Genomic DNA, 18,784 nt, shown 5'->3' on the forward strand with positions numbered 1-18,784 from the left:
GTAGGGATATTACTTTTAAAGGATGAATTGGGTCGAATTGGAAAAAAGACTACACAAGTGGTTGGAAGAATATTAAGATGAAAAAATAAAGAGAGGGGAGTATTTGTAGAAATGCTAAAAAGAAAAAAGTGGATAACGTATGGCATGATTCTTTTGATGATTGTGGTTGGTTATATGAGTACTTTACAATATATAATTTACAAGCATGGACATATGGAAGCGCCAAATGATGCAGATTATATGATTGTACTTGGTGCGCGTGTGAAAGGAACAGAACCTTCTTATTCTCTGCAATATCGTATTGATAAAGCCGCGGAATATTTAAAAACACATCAACAAACAATTGTAATTGTATCTGGTGGTAAAGGAAAAGGAGAGGATATTTCTGAAGCTTTGGCTATGAAACAAGGATTAATAAAACAGGGGATTCAAGAAGAACGAATTATAATGGAAGATCGTTCTACAAATACAGATGAAAACATAAAATTCTCAAAATCTCTTATTCCAGCAAATAAGAAAAAAGGAATTATCGTAACGAACGATTTTCATATGTATCGTGCAAAAAAGATTGCTGAAAAACAAGGATTGCAGTTAGAGGGATTGTCTGCAAGAACACCAAAACCTATTATCATTCAATCTAATGTTCGAGAATATTTGGCAATTACAAAGTATTGGCTCATGGATCAAATATAACGAGAAATCTTACAAAACTGTAATTTAGCTGAAAGGTAAAACGATAGTTTCTAAAGTTTTGGAATGGCATAATAAAAGTAACAAAAACAACAAAACTTTAGAGGTGAATCGTATGAAAAGCAATAATATTTTATCTTCATTATGTTATTTTAGCATTTTCTTTGCACCGTTCTTATTTCCAATTATCGTCTTCTTTATTGCCGAAGGTGACGTGAAATATCATGCAAAAAAAGCACTATGGACGCACATAATTCCATTCATTATCTTATTTGGAGGCCTTGCTCTTTCGGGGGCAGTTGGTATTGGTATGGGAGAAGCTGCAAGTATTGGTGTTGGTATGATTGTAACGTATGTCATCTTTGCGGTTGTAGGAATTTATTACTGTGTTTGGAATATTGTCAAAGGTGTCAAGGTGTTGAAAGCAGCTTAATTATGTATGAAAGGATCAATCAAATAAGATTGATCCTGTTTATGTATCATTTTGTTATAAGCATATCGTTTGTCTGTATGCGAAAAATATGTTAATTATTGAGTATTCAGACTACAGGAGGCGGGATGTTATGAATGAAATTATACATAAAATGGAACAACACGTATCAGTCCGAAAATATAAGAAAGAGCTAATTCCAAAGAATATAATCGAAAGAATGATTGGAGCAGCACAGCATGCGGCATCATCACATTTTGTGCAAGCATATTCAGTTGTATATGTAACAGATGAAGCATTGAAAGAGCAACTAGCGGAGCTATCTGGAAATCGTCACGTGAAAAGCTGCGCGGCATTCTTTGTTTGCTGCGCAGATTTAAAGCGATTAGAAATCGCATGTGAGAAGCATGGAACAGAAATTAAATCTGATACAACAGAAAATTTTATTGTGGCAACGGTAGATGCTTCCCTCTTTGCTCAAAATTTAGCGCTCACTGCTGAATCCCTTGGATACGGTATTTGTTATATTGGCGGAATTCGTAATAACCCAGAGCAAGTAAGTGAATTGTTACATTTACCGGAGAAAGTATATCCAGTATTTGGAATGACAATTGGTGTACCAGATGAAACTCATGGAGTGAAACCTCGTTTACCAGTTGGAGCTATTTTACATGAAAATGTATATGATGAGAAAAAATATAATGAATTATTAGATGAATATGATCATACGACAAACCAGTATTATAAGGAAAGATTGACAAATCAAAAGGATGTGACATGGACTGGTTCAATGAGTGCGTTCATGTCGCAGGAGAAGCGATTGCATATGAAAGAGTTTTTAGTTAAAAAAGGATTTAATAAAAAATAATGTAGAAAAAGCGGCTACTACATATGCCGCTTTTTTTTAAAGTATTTTGTAACCTTTCTACTGTTTACAAGCCTCTACATCAATCCCAGCAGCAATTAATTTTTTTTCCCCTTCTTGTTCAATAATCTTTTGTAATTTTGATAAGAACGAATCAAAATCTGTATGCTGTGCAACTTGGAATGTCATTTTATGTTCAATTGGAAGCCATGTATCAATGTCTGCCTCATTATGCTGGATTTTTACTTCTAGTTTATCTAGAGCGTTCGCTACTTTTGCTTCATATGTTTCTTTTTCTTCAAACTCCATCCATAGGTCATATAATTCTTGTCCAAGTGGACCTGATAGTGTATGTTTAATATTCAGGATTGCTTGTTGTTCGTTTTCTTGTTTTTTTCGTTTTAATTCTTCACTATTCACTGTATCAAACGCAGGAATATCACCAGCTTCAGCTTCGACCAAATCGTGAATAATCACCATTTTAAGTAACTTTCCTATGTTCACTTCTTTATCTAAATAAGGCTGAACGAGGATAGCCATAAGTGACATACGCCATGTATGCTCTGCCACACTCTCTTGACGGCCGTTAGAAAGCCAACTGTGCCGCATTTCATATTTGAGTTTTTCTGCTAGTGCAATGATCTTTAAAATATTATATTCCATATAAATCCTCCTCCATATATGTTAATCTTAATCCGAAAATGAAATGTGTCAATTTATGGCTTTATATTTACAAAGTTTGATGAAATAGCAAGCAGTGGTGAACTGCTAAAAACTCCAGCTGTTTCATCTGCACCAATTGTATTTACAACAGATGGCTAAGATGTTACACAGTATTTGTATATTGTAACAGCTGAACATTTAGCAAAGCAAATGAAGCGGTGCAGCAAAATATCGCGCGTCTACAAACAAAATCAGTTGATGCAAATATGAAAGCATATCTTGTAAAGCATGAAGACAAGAGCTTTACAATAGATGGAATAAATATCGCTAATTTGCCAAATGGAACAGCAATTGTTCACAATTATATGTTAGAAAACTCAAATGTTGATATGACGAAAGAAAAGCCCAATCTTATGACAAACCAAAAGATGGTTCAAGCATCGCAGCGTATCATGACAACATTTGATAAAGTGTACGATAAAGAATCCAATGAATTATTAAGATAAGGAAATGCCCGAAGAGGGCATTTCTTTTTTGTGTGGAAAAATAAGGATGGGAGGAGAGGGGGATGAAATTAAATATTGAGAGAGTTGTCTTTTTTATTTAAAATTCAGAATATTATTGACTCGATTGAATTTTCTTTTTATATTAGTAGGTATAATCATAACTACTAAAGGGAAATGAGATTGTGACAGAAGTAAATTGTATCAGTTAACTACCCATTATTTAAACGTTAACATGTTTTTACGTACGTGTTGCATTGTAAGTTGATGAAAACTGATTTTTATGGTCATGTATCATTCTTTGAATGATACATGGAGATTTCTTAGAAGTGTTACGATTCATTAGAGCGAATAGATAATATTATGAAAGAGTTGTAAAAGTTTAGTTTTTCTCAATATGAATGCAACGCTTATATCGGTTTATCCCGCACTAACGGGCAGTAAGACTCCCACCTCAAGATTCTGAGAAAACAAAGAAGATAGGTGGGAGATAACTGCTCGTAAGAGCCCGATTGGTTCAACTAACCATCAGTGGGGATGAAGAAAAACCCCCACTGATGGAAGTTTCACTTTATTAGGCAAGCTGTTTTCTTACATAAGGGAGAAGGGGGAGTTAGGATGGAACGAGCAGCGGTATTAGAGTCTCAAGATGAAACGTTTATGCAGGGTGTGAAAGATTGTTTACCAACAGTTCTCGGTTATTTAAGCATTGGCGTTGCATCAGGTGTTATTGAGAAAACAGCTGGATTTTCAATAACAGAAATTGCACTTATTTCATTACTGATTTATGCTGGCTCGGCACAGTTTATTATGGCTGGAATGTTTGTAGCGGGTGCACCAGCTTCTACTATTATTTTTACCGTTTTCTTTGTAAATCTAAGACATTTTTTAATGAGTGCAGCATTAGCTCCATACTTAAAAAAAGTATCAATTTGGAAAAATATAGTGATTGGCTCGCAAATTACTGATGAAACATTTGGCGTTGCAGCCCAGCATGTAACAGGAAAACAATATGTAAGTGAAAAATGGATGCTTGGTTTAAATGTGACAGGTTATGTAAATTGGGTAATAGCAAATATCATTGGAGGCATTTTGGGAGATTGGATACCAGACCCGCATACATACGGGATGGATTATGCACTTCCAGCGATGTTTATCGGGTTGTTTGTTTTACAACTTGTGAGCAGCCGTCCAAAGTTATTTGTTCATCTTTGCGTTGCCATTGCATCAATTATGATTGCATTTTTTGCTCATTTCTTTGTATCAAATAGTGTTGCTGTTATTGTTGCAACACTTGCAGCAGCGACAATTGGGATGGTGATTGAAAAATGGAAGTAAGATGGGATGTATTACTTGTTGTACTCGGATCTGCAATCGTCACATTACTTCCGAGAGTAGTGCCACTGCTTGTATTAAGTAAAGTAGAAATTCCAGAATGGGGGTTAAGATGGCTAAATTATATTCCAATTGCAATATTGGCTGCATTGTTAGCACAAACATTATTTATGAACGAAACCGTGCAAGTGGATTATTTATTAGCGGCTATTCCGACGTTCCTTGTTGCAATTTTTACACGGAGCTTATTAGGTGCAGTACTAACGGGAGTTATTGTAATGTTTTTATTACGTTTATTTCTCCCATTTTAATGGGGGGCTAAGAAAACGATTGGTAGGGCTTGATTAAAGAAAATCCTCACTGATGAAAGTTTCATTTTTTGTAACAAGGATTATCTCATATTGCATCGAACTTTGTAATATAACGATTACAAAAGGGGTGGTGCCATGTTTATTTTAACAATTGGTGTTGTTATGTTTACAATGTTTTTATTTTTTATTATTGGGCTTACAACATATACAATGTTTGTTCAGAAAGTGACGCCTCAAATTTACTACACACCGTTTGAATCAATTACTGCACAATCATCTGTAGAGTTTCATGAAGAGCAGGAAGATAAGGAAGAAAGTGCGGATGAGAGTAAGGATAAAGATAGATAAAAAGTAATTTTAGTTGAAGGGGAAAAGAAATGAAGAAGTCGAAGGTAGCTAATATTACTGCTATTATAACAATTTTTATCGTGCTAGGAATCTCTATTTTCTCACCTTACAATTATTTGAAACATGTTCATGCAGAAGGAATTTTGCATGAACAAGGAATAAAAGAAGAATTTGAAGATAAAAACGTACAGAGTGTTACATATAAAGGAGATAATACTTATATTGTCAAAACAGATACGAAGGAATATGTTGTGATTCAAGAATATTACACACTTATGAATTATAAATGGAAGATATATGTGCTTGAGAAAACACGGGGATAAACGAAAAATAAACATAACAGAGGAGTAGGGCTACTTCTCTGTTATGTTTTGAAGAAAAGAATGTATCATCTGATACCCTTGATCCGCAGCCTCCTCGTTGTATTTTGGAGAAAATGGATCAAGAAATCCATGTTCTCCGTTAAGTTGTTTTATGTTTAGTTGTGGATGGCCTTTACTTTGCAAACTATTAATTAAAGTAGAAACGGAAAAGCTATGTTCGTTTGCTGGGAATAATAATAACGTAGGACATGTTGGTACAATGTTTGTGTAATCACGAATACGTGAGCCATAGCATCCGATAACAAAATCAATTTTATGATCTTCACTACATAACCAGGCAAGCGTTGCACCGACACTAAACCCGAGAATTCCCACATGCATATAGTTATTTCGTAGTTCAGCGAGCATATCTTCAATGTGTTGTATCCCCTGTTGAAATCCAACGTTCTTGAGAAAGTGTGAATATGCCTCTGTTTCCTCATCGTAATGAAAAGGAGAGGAGCGATGTAATAAATTTGGACAAATAACATCTATAGTCGAAGAGGAAAATGTGTGAATGACATGCTTCATATGTTGGTTGATTCCATATATTTCGTGCAGAAGTAGAAGCGCAGTTTTCGGTTTTATCATTTACTATTCTCCTTTTGTAGCACGGTACTCTCTTTCAACAAGGCAAATTCTTGTATGAAATTGTTCATACCATTGTTCTCGTCCTCTTTTTCTAGCAATCGTATGAGCTGCATGTTCTTTCCATTGCTGAATAGCTTCAAGTGATTCCCAGTACGAAATGGTAATCCCAAATCCAGTTTCATCACGTACGCTTTCAACATCGACAAATCCGGGTTGCTGCTCTGCTAATTTTACCATTTCATCTGCAACGATTTCGTAATCATCTGTTCCAGTTGAGAGTTGAGAAGTGAAAATAACCGCGTAGTATGGTGCTTTGTTCATTTTGTTTTCTCCTTGCTATAAATTTTTTCTTTTTAGTTTAACATGAAATCTGAATAGTGTGTCATTTAATACGTATTTTAATTTCATTTACCGTATTAGATTTAATATGAAGAAATTCATGAAAAACCAAGAATAGTCTCGTTAAATAAGCAGTAAGACATCTAAGCAAGGGATTAACTGCCTGTAAGTACGAGAAATATAAGAAATCCCACTTCAAAATAAAATGAAGTGGGATTTCTTATATTTCCTCTAAGCTGTTAACTGGAACAGTAAGTTCACGATTTGGGTTTGTTGCTTCGTATATGTGGGCTGTTTCATTTTTTTCGTCGACATGTTGAATTGTAACAGGCATACCTTGAAAAGTTACATTTGTTTGTTCCGTTGATTTTGAAATTTCTTTTGCTCTTTGAATGTTCATTTTTAAACTCCTCTCTGTGTCCGATTGGTTAACCATCAAGAGAGCTTCCACTAATGGAAGTTACGCTATACTACTATTTTGGCTCATGGTAAGGAATAATATACCAATTGATAGAGAGTTTAAAGTTTTTGAATCATTTGTAATGTTTCTTCAGTGAAAGAAGAAAACATAGGAGCGTGATATTCTTGAATAGCGTTGTGCGCTTGCTTTGCTTCATACAGAGCTTGTTCTTTATCATGCAGGTGCATATAGCATAAAGCACGAAATGAGCCAGCTGTAGTCAATAATGCTTTGTCTATTGGATGATGCGAATAATTAGGGATTGTTACTTGTTGTAGAGCTTGTAATGCTTCATGATAACGTTCTAGACCATATAAGGCTTTGCCTTTTTCAAGATAATAAAAACCATCTTTTTTGGGACCTAGCACCTTTAAAGACTGTTCCCCGTATGCTTCAATGTGCGCAAGTGCAACTTCATATTGTTTTGTTAGCATATTATGAAAATGAGCTTGTAATATATGAAGAAGAGTTGTTGATACGGCGTTTTCTGTAAATAGAGCGAATTGCTCTGCTTTCTTTAAATAGTACAAGTAACCTTCTGTATCTTTAGCAAATGTGGCTTGATAGGACAAAACACGATAAAATTCATCCATCTTATAGTACACTTGATTTTTTTTAGAAAAAGCAATTGCTTGTAAAATAATATCTTTGCAGGCGTCATAATCTCCAATTGCTAATAAAATGATTGCTTCATCTAAAAAAAGTTCAATTTGCATAATTAAGTCCATCTCTAAATGTTTTTCTTTATATTCATCACGAATAGAATTGATTAATTGTAAACATTCATTATATTTTTTGTTGAGAAACAATAATCGAAAGAAGATGAGTTTTGTTTCTGTACTTTCGCGATATAAAGCATATTTTTCGAAAATTAACGTTGCTTTTTCAATATATGCATGGACATGATAATCTTTCATATGAAGTGCTGCTCTAGCGTATTGTTTATATAAACGTGCAGCATCTAGTGTAGATGGTAGCGCATCATGCACAATAGGATGAAGAATTTCGTATACATCTTTAAAACGCATATCTTGTATATGTTGCTCCATTTCTTGCACAAGAGTAGTAAATTCATTCGCTTCTTCTTCTAATAAAAAGCTTGCATCACAGCCGAGTTTATCAGCAAGATAATGTAACGTTTTCATGGAAGGAGTTGCCTTACCATTTTCAATTTGACTGAGCATACTTTTTGTAAGTTCTGTCCCAGCAAGTTCAGATTGGGTAAGTTTTTTTTCTTTTCGTAATGTCCGTATTTTTTCTCCGAGGGTAGCCATGGAACTTCTCCTTTTTTAAAGAAAGTTAAATAGAATTAAACTTTTTGTTGTCAAATTCAGAAAATTAATTATATAATAAGTTTAACACAATTTAACTTTTAAGAGGAGAGTGATGATGTGGAAGGTGTATTAGAAAAGCAAAATGATGCACGATTAAAAATTGCGACGCGAAATATTGTTTTGATGATGATTGGGAAATTATCATCAATGCTTGGGGCAAATATTTACACGTTTGCAATGGGGCTGTACGTTTTAAAAACGACAGGATCTGGCATGGGATTTGCTATTACACTTGTTTGTGGTTCTGTACCACGTATGATCTGCGGGCCAATCGCCGGAGCAGCAGCAGATCGAATTAACCGGAAATTGCTTGCTGTTGGAGCAGATATATTAAGTGCTCTTATTATGTTCACCATGTTTTTACTTTCAACTTCATTTGGACTTTCATTGATCTTCATCTATGTCTCCGCAGCACTGTTATCTATATGTGCAAGTTTTTTCTCTATTACTTTAACATCTTCTATTCCATCTTTAGTTGATACTACACGTATTCAAAAAGCGAATTCATTAAATCAATCAGCTACATCGCTTGCAACAATTTTAGGACCGATTATCGGTGGTCTTGTATACGGTTTATTTTCTATGAAATTCTTTTTTTTACTGAATGGTATTACATTTGCTTTTGCAGCGATAATAGAAGTATTTATGGTATTTGATTTGTATAAAGCAGACAAAAAAGAAGATAAGGATCATTTTCTAACCAGCATAAAAGAAGGTTTTGTATATGTGAAAGAGCAAAGTGACATATTTTCGATGCTGAAACTTTCACTTTGGCTTAATTTCTTTTTTTGTGCAGTTACGGTCTCACTTCCATATATTATCGTTCAAAAATTATCACTCTCCTCTCAGCAATTTGGAGTAATTGAAGGAATGTTTGCTGTTGGGATGTTAATCGCTTCTATTGTTTTATCTGTTCGAGCAGAAACAACAAATAAGTTTCGGGCGATTCGTAGGAACCTTTTCATACTGTCTGGATTATTGTTGTGCATTGTAGTACCAATGTTTCTTCCGTTATCTAAAACAATGGTTTTCATATATTACATTACACTTATGATCCTTTTTGGGGTGAATATCATCACGATTAATGTTCCATTACAAGTCTTTGTTCAAAAAACGACAGCACCAGAATATTTAGGGCGTGTATTCGGATTAATTGAAACAATTGCAACAGCAATTGTCCCTCTTGGAACACTTTTGTATGGTGTACTTTTGGACTATATACCAGCATCTACTGTTATGCTTATATCTACGTTTGGATTGTTTGCTGTTGTTTTTTTGGGAACGAAGCAATGGAAGAATGTACAAAAGCAGGAGGAAGTGTCTATATCTTAAAGAATAAGCAGTCATTGTTACAAAAAGATGAACTTCCTGCATTTGGATAAAAAAAGGAGTATACTAATATTATTATCCTATGATAAGGAAGTGTCGTTATGAGTACTGTTGGTGTTGTATATGGAGTTATTCTTTCTTCTATTTTTGTTTCTTTTACGGTAGGTGTAACGCGTTACATTCATAAGTGGAAAGAAGGGGTTGTAAAGTTAAATCATATTGAAGAAGAAGCAAGTGATTTCATGTTACATCACGGAAAATAAAGTGAAACTCCCATCGGGTGTCTTTTCCCACTGATGGGAAGCTCTCACCAATCGGGCTTTTACGGACAGTTATCATCCACCTATCTTCTTCTCTTTTCTCGGAATCTTGAGGTGGGGGCCTTACTGTCCGTTAATTTGGGATAAAACATTACCTTTACAAAATCTACTGTTAATGGGATGTTTTTTAGAATAATTAAAAATCCATAATTTTATTATGTAAACAGGAAGCGTGGTGCGGAGTATTTTAGAAATACAAGCATCACCCTTTTTTTATGTAATGTATTTTATTGCTATATTACCAAATTTATATAAATTTGGATAATTCCTTCCGCTATAGTTGTAGTAGTTATTATATAATTATGAAAAATGCAAAGGGGATAGGGGAATGACTAATATTTACTTTGTACGTCACGCACATTCTACATATATGCCAGATGAGAGAGAAAGACCATTGTCTGAGAAAGGATGGCAAGCAGCAGAGAGTGTGATAGAAGTATTACAAAATGAATCGATAGATGTTGTGATTGCTAGTCCATATAAAAGGGCTATTCAAACAGTAGAAGGGATTGCTGAACATTTCGAATTATCGATTGAGTTAGAGGAAGATTTAAGAGAACGTTTATTAAGTTTAGAGCCTGTCGAAGATTTCGAGAAATCCATTACGAGAGTATGGGAGAATCCTTCTTTTCAGCTTGAAGGTGGAGAATCTAACACTATTGCCCAGCAGCGCGGAGTTTCTTGCATGATGAAAATCTTGCAGAAATATAGAGGGAAAAATATTGTAATAGGAACACATGGGAATATTATGGTCCTTATTATGAATTATTTCGATTCCAAATATGATTTTTCATTTTGGAAAGGGCTTCATATGCCTGACATATATAAGCTCACATTTACAGAAGATCAGCTTATTCAAGTAAATCGACTTTGGAAAGAAGACATTGTAAAAAATGTGTGAAGATTGACGAAAAGGGCAGGAGATTATGTAACAGTTATAGAAATCAATGGCTGGAGTGAAAAAGTTTTTTAATAAAAGGAGGCTGTTCATATGTTCGAGAAAAACAATAGATTTTCATCCATGCCAGGAGAAGTTGTAGAAGTTCACAATGTGTATGAAATTTTACCACCTGACGGAACGATTATTGGTATGGCAACACCTGAGGAAATGGAAATTGCTGCAGAACTAGAACTAAAGCATTACGCTTTTTCACGTTTAATGGAAGCAAATATTCAATTAGACGGTGCCTCCTATAAAGAGATGTTAGAAGAGTTCGAAGAATATGAGAGAAAATCGATGGCTTTCTGGCGGGCACTGCATGAGCGTTTATCTGTGCCATGGGCATGGGTGTTACGCGTTGATGTTGCAAACGGTCCCATTCATGTAAACAATGGAAACTTGTTTTATGATGTAGAAGAGTTAGAAGAAGACTTTGAATAAGAAGAAGGGGAAAGCAGTATAGACACTGCTTTCCTCTTTCTATAAGTTCTGTATATTTTTGATTTGTTTTATTGCTTCAATTATAATATCGGACCGATCTATTTCAATGGAGTGCCCCGATTTAGTAGCAACAACAAGCTGGCTTTGTTTTGAAAGTGTAGTTTGTTCATGAATGAGTTCTTGCCATACATTTTCTAATGCTTCTGCTTCTTCATAAGGAATACCATCTTGAATTGCTTGTTGTATAGAATGATGAGCATCTCTGCTAATAATTATTAACGGTATATCAGGGAATTGATTTAAGTCTTTTATTTTTTGTGCACAATCTTTCCAATGGATGATTTCTGATACAACAGCTTTATAAAGAGATGGAGAGATTGTAAAAGCTAATAATCGTTTTTGTATTTCAATAGGTAATGTAGTTTGCGTAGCTGTTAGTTTTGGGGATACCTCTTGTTGTAATTGGACAGTGTCCATATTGGCATAGCATAAACATTTTTTTATCCATTTTTCATCTGAATCTGTTTTATCTAATGTGGGTAAGTTTAGTTCGTCCAAGCGATGCAGATTCATAGATGTTGAATCGATGAGAACAAGCGCAGCAATTTGTTCTGGATAGAGCATGGTAAAGTGCTGGGCACATAAACCTCCATAAGAATGCCCAACTAAAATAATCGGTTCTTGGATATGTAAAACATGTAGCAATTCTCTTAATTCGTATGTGGTTTGAACGGTTGTACGGTCTTCCTCATTTAACTCGCTTGTTCCGTAACCAGGTCGATGAAACAAAACAACTTTGTAGTATGCAGACAGTTCAGTTGCGATTCTTATCCAATTGTAAAGGGAACAAAACATACCTGTTTGAATCACAACAGTTTGCTTTCCTTGTCCCGTTATCAGTATTTCAACTTTTTTCCCGAAGACATTTACATGTGTAATCAAAATAAAGCCCCCTTAAGTTTGAAAAAACCTTTGACATATTAATAAAATACTCCATACTCCTATACCAAATAGAATAGAAATGCTAAGTGAAAATGAGTTGCGAAGGCCTAAATATACAATAAATAATAGTAAGGCTGATGCTGGAAAACCATACAAAACTCCTAGTGCAAAACGGCTTAATTCTTCCCGGGAGCCTCCTTCAACAGAAATCCAAAATAAACTGAGTAAACTGATTAATGGAAGTGCCGCAATGAAGCCGCCAAGTGTACTATAGTGCTTGGCAACCTCTGTAACTCCTCCAATAATAAGTGCAGAAACAATCACTTTAATGAGAAAAGACATCGTGAGCCTCCTTCGCTAATAATTCAAATGCCGATTGAATCAGCTTTTTTTCTTCTTTAGATAACTTCTCTCCTATTTGTTTTAGTTTTGCCTCATCGAGCAGTGTATGTGTAGCTAATGCTTGTTGTCCTGTTTCTGTTAGCTTTACAATTACAACTCGTTCATCTTGTTTACTGCGCTCTTTTACTACAAACCCTTTCTGAATTAACCGTTTAATATGTTCAGAAGCTGTGTTATGAGAGAGATGTAGTTCTGCGGCGATATGACTGATGGTTTGTGCTTCTTTTCGAGAAATCATTTGTAAAATACGAATGGCTTGGTGAGTTAAATTTTCTTCATATTCGTGACGGAGATAAAAATAAATTGTTTCCCAATGTTTATTTAATGTTAGCATGATTACAACTCCTTTTTTATATCGTATAATACGATATAATCGCTTGTAAAGATGTAAAAAGTTTTATTTATTAAATTTTTCTGTGAAAAAGTATCTTTTTTTTAGTAGATAATATAAGCTTATTTTAAAATAACAATGAAACGAGGGATGAGGATGGAAGCCGTACATACGTTTAAATGGACTGGTGATGAAAAAGCATATTTAAATGAGATTCATGTAGAAACGCTAGGTCCTCTTTCTATCGGATTATATGGTGGAAATACAGAAGCTGGTACAAGCAAAAGTGAAAATGCTGTGCTTGCTTGGTGTGATCCACAAGGAACATGGGAATTTGTTATGATTTTTGATGCACAAAGTACTATCGACAGAGCAAAGCATATTATAGATATAATTTGTAAAAGAAAAGAGAAGTTATTACAGCTTTTCACTTATCCTTCTCATCTAGTTTTTCATCATACGCATATGTATTTATTATCGCTCTTTACAGATGAAAAATTTATTGAAGAAAGTGAACGAATACAAGGACAAACATCATGCCTTATTTGTCTTCGGAAGGGGAACTTTCTGTATTGGTTGTCAGTAGGGGAATGTTTTGTCTACTTATTTCATCCAAGACTATTACAATGTGACCAGGGGCGTTTGAATAAACGGCAATGTTATGAGAGGATTGGCAGAAGGAATATTTTTTCAGCAGCAACACCTTGTTTTACGTCGGGGGTTCGTGAATTACAAGAAGGAACCAATCACCTTGTGATGGCAACAGATGGGATTATTGAATGTGGTGAACGGATATTTGAAGAAGATCATCTATTATATCAATCGTTACATGCGGAAGATGCCCTTCATATTGGACAAATACTTGACAAGGTAGATTCTTGGAAAGAAGCAAAAAGTGTCACAATTATAGGTTGGTCCGTTGATATAGAAAATATAGATTGGACCTGTGAGGGTGATGAAAGCAGATATGATAAAAAATAGAAGTAATATGTAAAACATACCGCACAGAAATACATTTTTCTATGCGGTATGTTTTATTTTCAAGAAACACTATTAAAGAAAGAGTTTAGAAGGCTGGATGGAATGTTAATATTTGATGTAATCATTCCGGATATAAGAAGTAGAATGTTCAAAAAAAAAGATCTCAAAAAGTGTCATGAGATCTTTTTTTTTGCATATATATGTATAATGTGGCCACAAAGCGGTAGTATAATCTCACTTCCTAAAAATCTATTTTAAAGCAGGTAAAGGTTATTATAGGGAAATTGCCGAAAGGAGTTTTGAAGAAAGAATGAGTTATGGGCTCCGTTATGCTGTAGAACAAAGGAAAAAGCAATTGATTGAGAAGTTAATTGATGTAGGTGTATACAAAGTATTAAATAAACAATTATATGAATTATCACTAGATGAATTAGAAAAAGAATATAATGATATCTTAAAATATGAAGATGTACGCGCGTAGTTTATTACCTTACAGTTCAGAAGAATTCAAGGTGATAGGTATGGTTAACCATCAGTGGGGGATGAAAAAACCTCCACTGCTGGAAGTTTCACTTTATAAAAATCCCCTTTCACAGTAGGTATTATCAAGACCTAAATTATAAAAAACTTTAAAAATAAAGGAGAACACATATTAGTCATATATAATATGTGTTCTCCTTTTATCTAGTATTAAACAAAAGCACCCGATAGTTTAAGTGTAAACCTTCACAATGTTGTATAAAAAAATTCTCCCTCATTACCAAGGAAGTTTTTGTGTTATTCCTCTAAACTAGGCAAGTTTATTTCCACTGCACCCCTATTTTAACCCTTATTTACCTTAAACATGGACAAGAGTACTGTTCACTTATATTTAATTGAGTATATTATAAAGAACCAATTTATAAATGTTTAAGGAGTTGAAGAGTATTGTCTTTTCCGAACATCCTGAACATCTCGCCTACCATTGTGGGTTTGAAATAAAGTCACGATGTTTGTAAGAATGACGCGAAGCTTTGAACAAAGTTGCGATGTTTATAAAAATGATGCGATGCTTTATCGCTTTGATCGAAGAATTTGAAATGAATTTGGATTTTTTATTACATGAATTGTCCAGTTAGTTTTCTTTAAATGGATTGTGATTTTGAATAAAATTTTGTTTTCACTTTTTGATCAAACTTTGTTTTAATGCCACACAATTTAGGATTAAGATTTTTATGGAGAGGAAGTATAAAGAAAGAAGGAATATACATTGTTGATTCTAAAGAAGTAGTTAGCGGTAATTTCAGGTGAAGATGATTGTGATATTGCATTCCATAAAAAAGAATGTTACTCTAAAAATAGAATTATGAGAGGACTGATGGATGAATAATGATTAACTAATCTATATTTTAATTTGAAATTAATAACTTCAAACTACAAAATATAGGGTTAGTCTATCCATTTTTATTAATCAGTTCATACTTTATTTGTCATGATTCCAATGATTAATAAGAACTTATTAAGTATAAGTGAAATACTAATCCTTCCGATTACAAATTGGGAGGATTTTTTTATTCTCTTATAGGTAAGTTGATATTTATTAATCCGTAACTGTAACCTAACAAATAAAGGAGAGAGAAAAATGAGTAATTCAGACACTATTGTTACACATGTAATGCTCTATATAAGTCGTTAATATCCATCAAACTTATATGGAGGAATTAAAAAATTGATGGATATTCCGACTTTATATGAAAAGTGTTGATATATAAAGGAGGAATTATTATGTCAATGATAAAAGTTCAAGACTTAACTTTTTCATACCCAGGTAGCTTTGATAATATTTTTGAAGGTGTAAACTTTCAAATAGATACGGATTGGAAACTAGGGTTTATTGGTAGAAACGGACGAGGTAAAACGACATTTTTTAATTTATTATTAGGTAATTATGAGTATAGTGGGAAAATCACTTCTTCGGTAGAATTTAATTATTTCCCTTACCCAGTTTCGGATAAGCACAAGTTCACTCATGAAATCCTTGAAGAAATTTGTCCCCAAGCAGAAGATTGGGAATTTCTGCGTGAAATATCCTATTTAAATGTTGATGCCGAGGCCATGTATCGACCATTTAAAACATTATCAAATGGAGAACAAACAAAGGTGTTGCTTGCTGCACTGTTTTTGAATGAGGGTCAATTTCTATTAATTGATGAGCCAACAAATCATCTAGACACTGATGCACGAAAGATGGTCTCTGATTATCTAAGGAAGAAAAAAGGGTTTATTTTGATTTCACATGACAGAATCTTTTTAGATGGATGCGTTGACCATATCTTATCTATAAATAGAGCAAATATTGAAGTTCAAAGTGGTAACTATTCTTCTTGGAAGTTAAATTTTGATAGACAGCAGGAACACGAAGAGGCTACAAATGAGCGTCTACAAAAAGATATAGGGAGATTAAAACAGTCTTCAAAGCGTTCAACAGATTGGTCTCATCAAGTGGAAGCTTCCAAAAATGGAACAAGGAATTCAGGATCTAAGTTAGATAAGGGTTTTGTAGGACATAAAGCGGCCAAGATGATGAAGAGAGCGAAGAACCTTGAATCAAGGCAACAAAAAGCTATTGAAGAAAAGTCAAAATTACTAAAAAATGTGGAGAAAACTGAGTCGTTAAAATTAGAACAATTGAAATTTCAGTCAAATGAATTGGTTGTTTTGGCTGATGTGTCTGTTAAGTATGATGACCAAATAGTAAATGAACCCATTCGCTTCATAGTTGAACAAGGGGATCGAATTGTACTTGATGGAAAGAATGGAAGCGGGAAAAGTAGTATCCTAAAACTAATTCTAGGACATCCAATACAGCATACAGGCTCAGTTAATTTAGGTTCAGGACTCATCATTTCCTATGTCCAACAAGATACTTCTCATTTGAAGGGATCGTTATCGGACTTTATTGAAGAGCACGAGATTGATGAGACGTTATTTAAATCCATCCTACGTAAGATGGATTTTGACCGAATTCAATTTGAGAAAGATATATCTCATTATTCTGGTGGACAAAAGAAAAAGCTGCTTATCGCTAAAAGTTTATGTGAAAAAGCTCATTTATATATATGGGATGAACCATTAAATTTTATTGATATTTATTCGCGTATGCAGATTGAAGAGCTTATTCAACAATTTAATCCCACAATGGTTATTGTTGATCATGATAAGGCATTTCAACAAACAGTTGCAACAAAAACGATATCTATATAGTTCAAAGTGAATGATTAAAGATATAATCAGTAAATTAAGTCATTAAACTATAGGTCGCTTTAATGGAGTGATGAAAAAAGCCTAATTTCTCTACAATAAATTGAGAAATTAGGCTTTTTAATAGGAAAAGTAGGATACATATTAATAGAATGCACTCGTAAATGGAGGGATAGGGTCATGGAACGTATCCCAGTCTTCATACATTTCTTGTTCAGTTAATAAGCAGTGGTCTAAAGATTGTTCTATTTCTTCCCTATTCATGTCAATACCGATAAAGACTAATTCTGTAATTCGGTCTCCGTATGTGTCATCCCAACGGTTTAAAATGTCTGGGTCTTCTGAAATAATTTGTTGCTGTTCTTCTTTTGAAGTAGATGCAACCCACTCGCCAGCTCCTTGAATCGTAATAGATGAACCTGCTTGAGAGAGAAGTCCGATGATATTGTTGCGAGAAGCAAGCCAGAAAAAGCCTTTTGCTCTTACAACGTCAAGTGGCCAGTTTTCAAGCCATTTCATCAATCTTTCAGGTTGGAACGGGCGCTTACGGCGGTATACAAATGATGAAATGTTATACTCGTCTGTCTCAGGTGTGTGTTCGCTATTTAATTCTTTGATCCATCCAGCTGCTTGACTTGCTTTTTCATAGTCAAATAGATTCGTATTTAAGATTGTGTATAACGGCACTTGTGAATAAGCTGCTTCAATAATACGAGCTTCTGGATTTAACCTTTGTAATAGTTTGTGAAGTTCTGTAATATCATTCTGCTCTAGCATATCGGTTTTGTTTAAAATAATTACATTTGCAAATTCAATTTGATCAATGAGTAAATCAATCACTTCGCGTGTATCTGTCTCATCAATTGCTTCTTGGCGATCTAATAAACTTTCACCGGAAGCATAATCATCCCAGAAGCGATTCGCATCTACGACAGTAACCATCGTATCTAAACGACATGTATTTGATAAGTTGATTGCTAATTCTTCGTCCATATATGTGAATGTTTGTGCAACCGGAATAGGCTCACTAATACCTGAAGATTCGATGACAATATAATCAATATCTCCAGATTCTACAAGACGTTTCACTTCTATAATTAAATCTTCACGTAATGTACAGCAAATACATCCATTTTGAATTTCAACAAGTTTTTCCTCTGTTCTAGAAAAACCACCTTGTTTAACAAGTGCAGCATCAATGTTAATTTCGCTCATGTCATTAACAATGACAGCTACTTTCATTCCATCGCGATTTGTAAGTATATGATTTAGTAATGTTGTTTTTCCAGATCCTAAGTAACCGCTTAATACTGTAACGGGAATTTTTTTCATATAAAGACTCTCCTTTTTAAATCGTAATCATTACGTTTTATTTCTTGTTATATCTTAAAAGATGAAAAAGAAAATTGCAATAGTAAATCATAATGATTACGATTTGAGAGTAAGATATAGTAAGTGTGTTGCGGATGAAACATGTCATAGAAAAAGAGGACAAGCATATGTTTACAATAAAGAGGAGCTTCTATCGGAAAGGATTTTATCTCGCTCTAACGGGCAGTAAAATCTTAATCTCAAGATTCTGAGAAAGCAAAGAAGTTAGATGGAAGTTTCACTTTATTGCTAGTTA

The 18,784-nt window shown here is 34.2% G+C and carries 23 protein-coding genes and 2 pseudogenes; 16 read left to right on the top strand and 9 right to left on the bottom strand.

The genetic code is table 11. The annotated features are described in order from the left end of the window. Window positions 1-111 precede the first annotated feature (111 nt). The 3 genes from NKR74_RS07890 (at window position 112) to nfsA (ending at window position 1,988) form a co-directional block, all read left to right on the top strand. Entirely contained in the window at window positions 112-693 is a 582-nt protein-coding gene (locus tag NKR74_RS07890; protein ID WP_253629153.1) for a YdcF family protein, read from the top strand. A 112-nt stretch (window positions 694-805) separates the two neighbouring features. Continuing rightward, window positions 806-1,123, top strand: coding sequence for a magnetosome magnetite crystal formation protein family (locus tag NKR74_RS07895; RefSeq protein ID WP_253629154.1), 318 nt, complete (start codon window positions 806-808; stop codon window positions 1,121-1,123). Window positions 1,124-1,253: 130 nt separating this feature from the next. After that, on the top strand, window positions 1,254-1,988 hold the full coding sequence (gene nfsA / locus NKR74_RS07900) for an oxygen-insensitive NADPH nitroreductase (protein ID WP_253629155.1): 735 nt from the start codon (window positions 1,254-1,256) through the stop codon (window positions 1,986-1,988). Window positions 1,989-2,045: 57 nt separating this feature from the next. Here nfsA and NKR74_RS07905 read toward each other — a convergent pair whose 3' ends face one another. Continuing rightward, complete coding sequence (locus NKR74_RS07905) at window positions 2,046-2,648, bottom strand: HD domain-containing protein (RefSeq protein ID WP_253629156.1); 603 nt, start codon at window positions 2,646-2,648, stop codon at window positions 2,046-2,048. A gap of 57 nt (window positions 2,649-2,705) precedes the next feature. Here NKR74_RS07905 and NKR74_RS07910 point away from each other — a divergent pair. The 6 genes and pseudogenes from NKR74_RS07910 to NKR74_RS07935 form a co-directional block, all read left to right on the top strand. Beyond that, window positions 2,706-2,918 (top strand): annotated as a pseudogene (locus tag NKR74_RS07910) (hypothetical protein); the annotation flags it as partial. Further along, a pseudogene (locus NKR74_RS07915) lies at window positions 2,858-3,154 on the top strand (flagellar basal body rod C-terminal domain-containing protein); the annotation flags it as partial. The pseudogenes NKR74_RS07910 and NKR74_RS07915, both read left to right, overlap by 61 nt. A 615-nt stretch (window positions 3,155-3,769) precedes the next feature. Continuing rightward, window positions 3,770-4,489 carry an AzlC family ABC transporter permease gene (locus NKR74_RS07920; protein ID WP_098310374.1) on the top strand — a complete coding sequence of 240 codons (720 nt, stop codon included), beginning with the start codon at window positions 3,770-3,772 and terminating at the stop codon, window positions 4,487-4,489. After that, window positions 4,480-4,797, top strand: a complete 318-nt coding sequence (locus tag NKR74_RS07925; RefSeq protein WP_098310373.1) for an AzlD domain-containing protein — start codon at window positions 4,480-4,482, stop codon at window positions 4,795-4,797. The genes NKR74_RS07920 and NKR74_RS07925 overlap by 10 nt, the downstream gene beginning before the upstream one ends. A gap of 135 nt (window positions 4,798-4,932) precedes the next feature. Next, window positions 4,933-5,145 (top strand): DUF3951 domain-containing protein, encoded by a 213-nt coding sequence (locus NKR74_RS07930; RefSeq protein ID WP_098310372.1) that lies wholly within the window; start codon window positions 4,933-4,935, stop codon window positions 5,143-5,145. 29 nt (window positions 5,146-5,174) lie between these two features. Next, window positions 5,175-5,468: a hypothetical protein gene (locus NKR74_RS07935; protein WP_098310371.1), complete on the top strand. Its 294-nt coding sequence runs from the start codon at window positions 5,175-5,177 to the stop codon at window positions 5,466-5,468. A 30-nt stretch (window positions 5,469-5,498) separates the two neighbouring features. On the opposite strand, the gene NKR74_RS07940 is transcribed toward NKR74_RS07935, so the two are convergent. The 4 genes from NKR74_RS07940 to NKR74_RS07955 all read right to left on the bottom strand — a co-directional run bounded on the left by NKR74_RS07940 (window position 5,499) and on the right by NKR74_RS07955 (window position 8,171). Next, window positions 5,499-6,095, bottom strand: coding sequence for a dienelactone hydrolase family protein (locus NKR74_RS07940; RefSeq protein ID WP_253631103.1), 597 nt, complete (start codon window positions 6,093-6,095; stop codon window positions 5,499-5,501). Window positions 6,096-6,101: 6 nt separating this feature from the next. Further along, entirely contained in the window at window positions 6,102-6,419 is a 318-nt protein-coding gene (locus NKR74_RS07945; RefSeq protein ID WP_253629157.1) for an antibiotic biosynthesis monooxygenase family protein, read from the bottom strand. Window positions 6,420-6,657: 238 nt separating this feature from the next. Further along, entirely contained in the window at window positions 6,658-6,837 is a 180-nt protein-coding gene (locus tag NKR74_RS07950; protein WP_098310369.1) for an H-type small acid-soluble spore protein, read from the bottom strand. A gap of 119 nt (window positions 6,838-6,956) precedes the next feature. Continuing rightward, window positions 6,957-8,171, bottom strand: coding sequence for a helix-turn-helix domain-containing protein (locus NKR74_RS07955; protein ID WP_253629158.1), 1,215 nt, complete (start codon window positions 8,169-8,171; stop codon window positions 6,957-6,959). Between the two features lie 117 nt (window positions 8,172-8,288). Here NKR74_RS07955 and NKR74_RS07960 point away from each other — a divergent pair, with 117 nt between their 5' ends. The 4 genes from NKR74_RS07960 (at window position 8,289) to NKR74_RS07975 (ending at window position 11,261) form a co-directional block, all read left to right on the top strand. Beyond that, complete coding sequence (locus tag NKR74_RS07960; RefSeq protein ID WP_375337658.1) at window positions 8,289-9,563, top strand: MFS transporter; 1,275 nt, start codon at window positions 8,289-8,291, stop codon at window positions 9,561-9,563. 98 nt (window positions 9,564-9,661) lie between these two features. After that, a complete protein-coding gene (locus tag NKR74_RS07965) occupies window positions 9,662-9,823 on the top strand; it encodes a peptidase (RefSeq protein ID WP_098310367.1) in 162 nt (53 codons plus the stop codon). A gap of 385 nt (window positions 9,824-10,208) precedes the next feature. Further along, window positions 10,209-10,781, top strand: a complete 573-nt coding sequence (locus NKR74_RS07970; RefSeq protein WP_098310366.1) for a histidine phosphatase family protein — start codon at window positions 10,209-10,211, stop codon at window positions 10,779-10,781. Between the two features lie 90 nt (window positions 10,782-10,871). Further along, on the top strand, window positions 10,872-11,261 hold the full coding sequence (locus NKR74_RS07975; protein WP_098310365.1) for a hypothetical protein: 390 nt from the start codon (window positions 10,872-10,874) through the stop codon (window positions 11,259-11,261). A 39-nt stretch (window positions 11,262-11,300) separates the two neighbouring features. Here NKR74_RS07975 and NKR74_RS07980 read toward each other — a convergent pair whose 3' ends face one another. The 3 genes from NKR74_RS07980 to NKR74_RS07990 are packed head-to-tail and all read right to left on the bottom strand — an operon-like array spanning window position 11,301 to window position 12,939. Next, complete coding sequence (locus NKR74_RS07980; protein ID WP_253629159.1) at window positions 11,301-12,203, bottom strand: alpha/beta hydrolase; 903 nt, start codon at window positions 12,201-12,203, stop codon at window positions 11,301-11,303. A 12-nt stretch (window positions 12,204-12,215) separates the two neighbouring features. Then, a complete protein-coding gene (locus NKR74_RS07985; RefSeq protein ID WP_253629160.1) occupies window positions 12,216-12,545 on the bottom strand; it encodes a DUF3147 family protein in 330 nt (109 codons plus the stop codon). Continuing rightward, window positions 12,529-12,939 (bottom strand): MarR family winged helix-turn-helix transcriptional regulator, encoded by a 411-nt coding sequence (locus NKR74_RS07990; RefSeq protein WP_253629161.1) that lies wholly within the window; start codon window positions 12,937-12,939, stop codon window positions 12,529-12,531. Before NKR74_RS07990 ends, NKR74_RS07985 begins: the two co-directional genes overlap by 17 nt. A 153-nt stretch (window positions 12,940-13,092) precedes the next feature. On the opposite strand from NKR74_RS07990, the gene NKR74_RS07995 reads away from it, so the two are divergent. From NKR74_RS07995 to NKR74_RS08005, 3 genes are all read left to right on the top strand, one after another. Further along, entirely contained in the window at window positions 13,093-13,917 is an 825-nt protein-coding gene (locus NKR74_RS07995; RefSeq protein ID WP_375337659.1) for a protein phosphatase 2C domain-containing protein, read from the top strand. Window positions 13,918-14,227: 310 nt separating this feature from the next. Then, window positions 14,228-14,398 (top strand): Fur-regulated basic protein FbpA, encoded by a 171-nt coding sequence (locus NKR74_RS08000; RefSeq protein ID WP_098310360.1) that lies wholly within the window; start codon window positions 14,228-14,230, stop codon window positions 14,396-14,398. Window positions 14,399-15,681: 1,283 nt separating this feature from the next. Further along, window positions 15,682-17,160: an Lsa family ABC-F type ribosomal protection protein gene (locus tag NKR74_RS08005; protein ID WP_253629163.1), complete on the top strand. Its 1,479-nt coding sequence runs from the start codon at window positions 15,682-15,684 to the stop codon at window positions 17,158-17,160. Window positions 17,161-17,301: 141 nt separating this feature from the next. Here NKR74_RS08005 and NKR74_RS08010 read toward each other — a convergent pair whose 3' ends face one another. Beyond that, entirely contained in the window at window positions 17,302-18,489 is a 1,188-nt protein-coding gene (locus tag NKR74_RS08010; RefSeq protein ID WP_253629164.1) for a GTP-binding protein, read from the bottom strand. Between the last annotated feature and the right edge of the window lie 295 nt (window positions 18,490-18,784).

The organism is Bacillus sp. 3103sda1 (assembly GCF_024159135.1).
GTDB classification, from domain to species: Bacteria; Bacillota; Bacilli; order Bacillales; family Bacillaceae_G; genus Bacillus_A; species Bacillus_A rhizoplanae.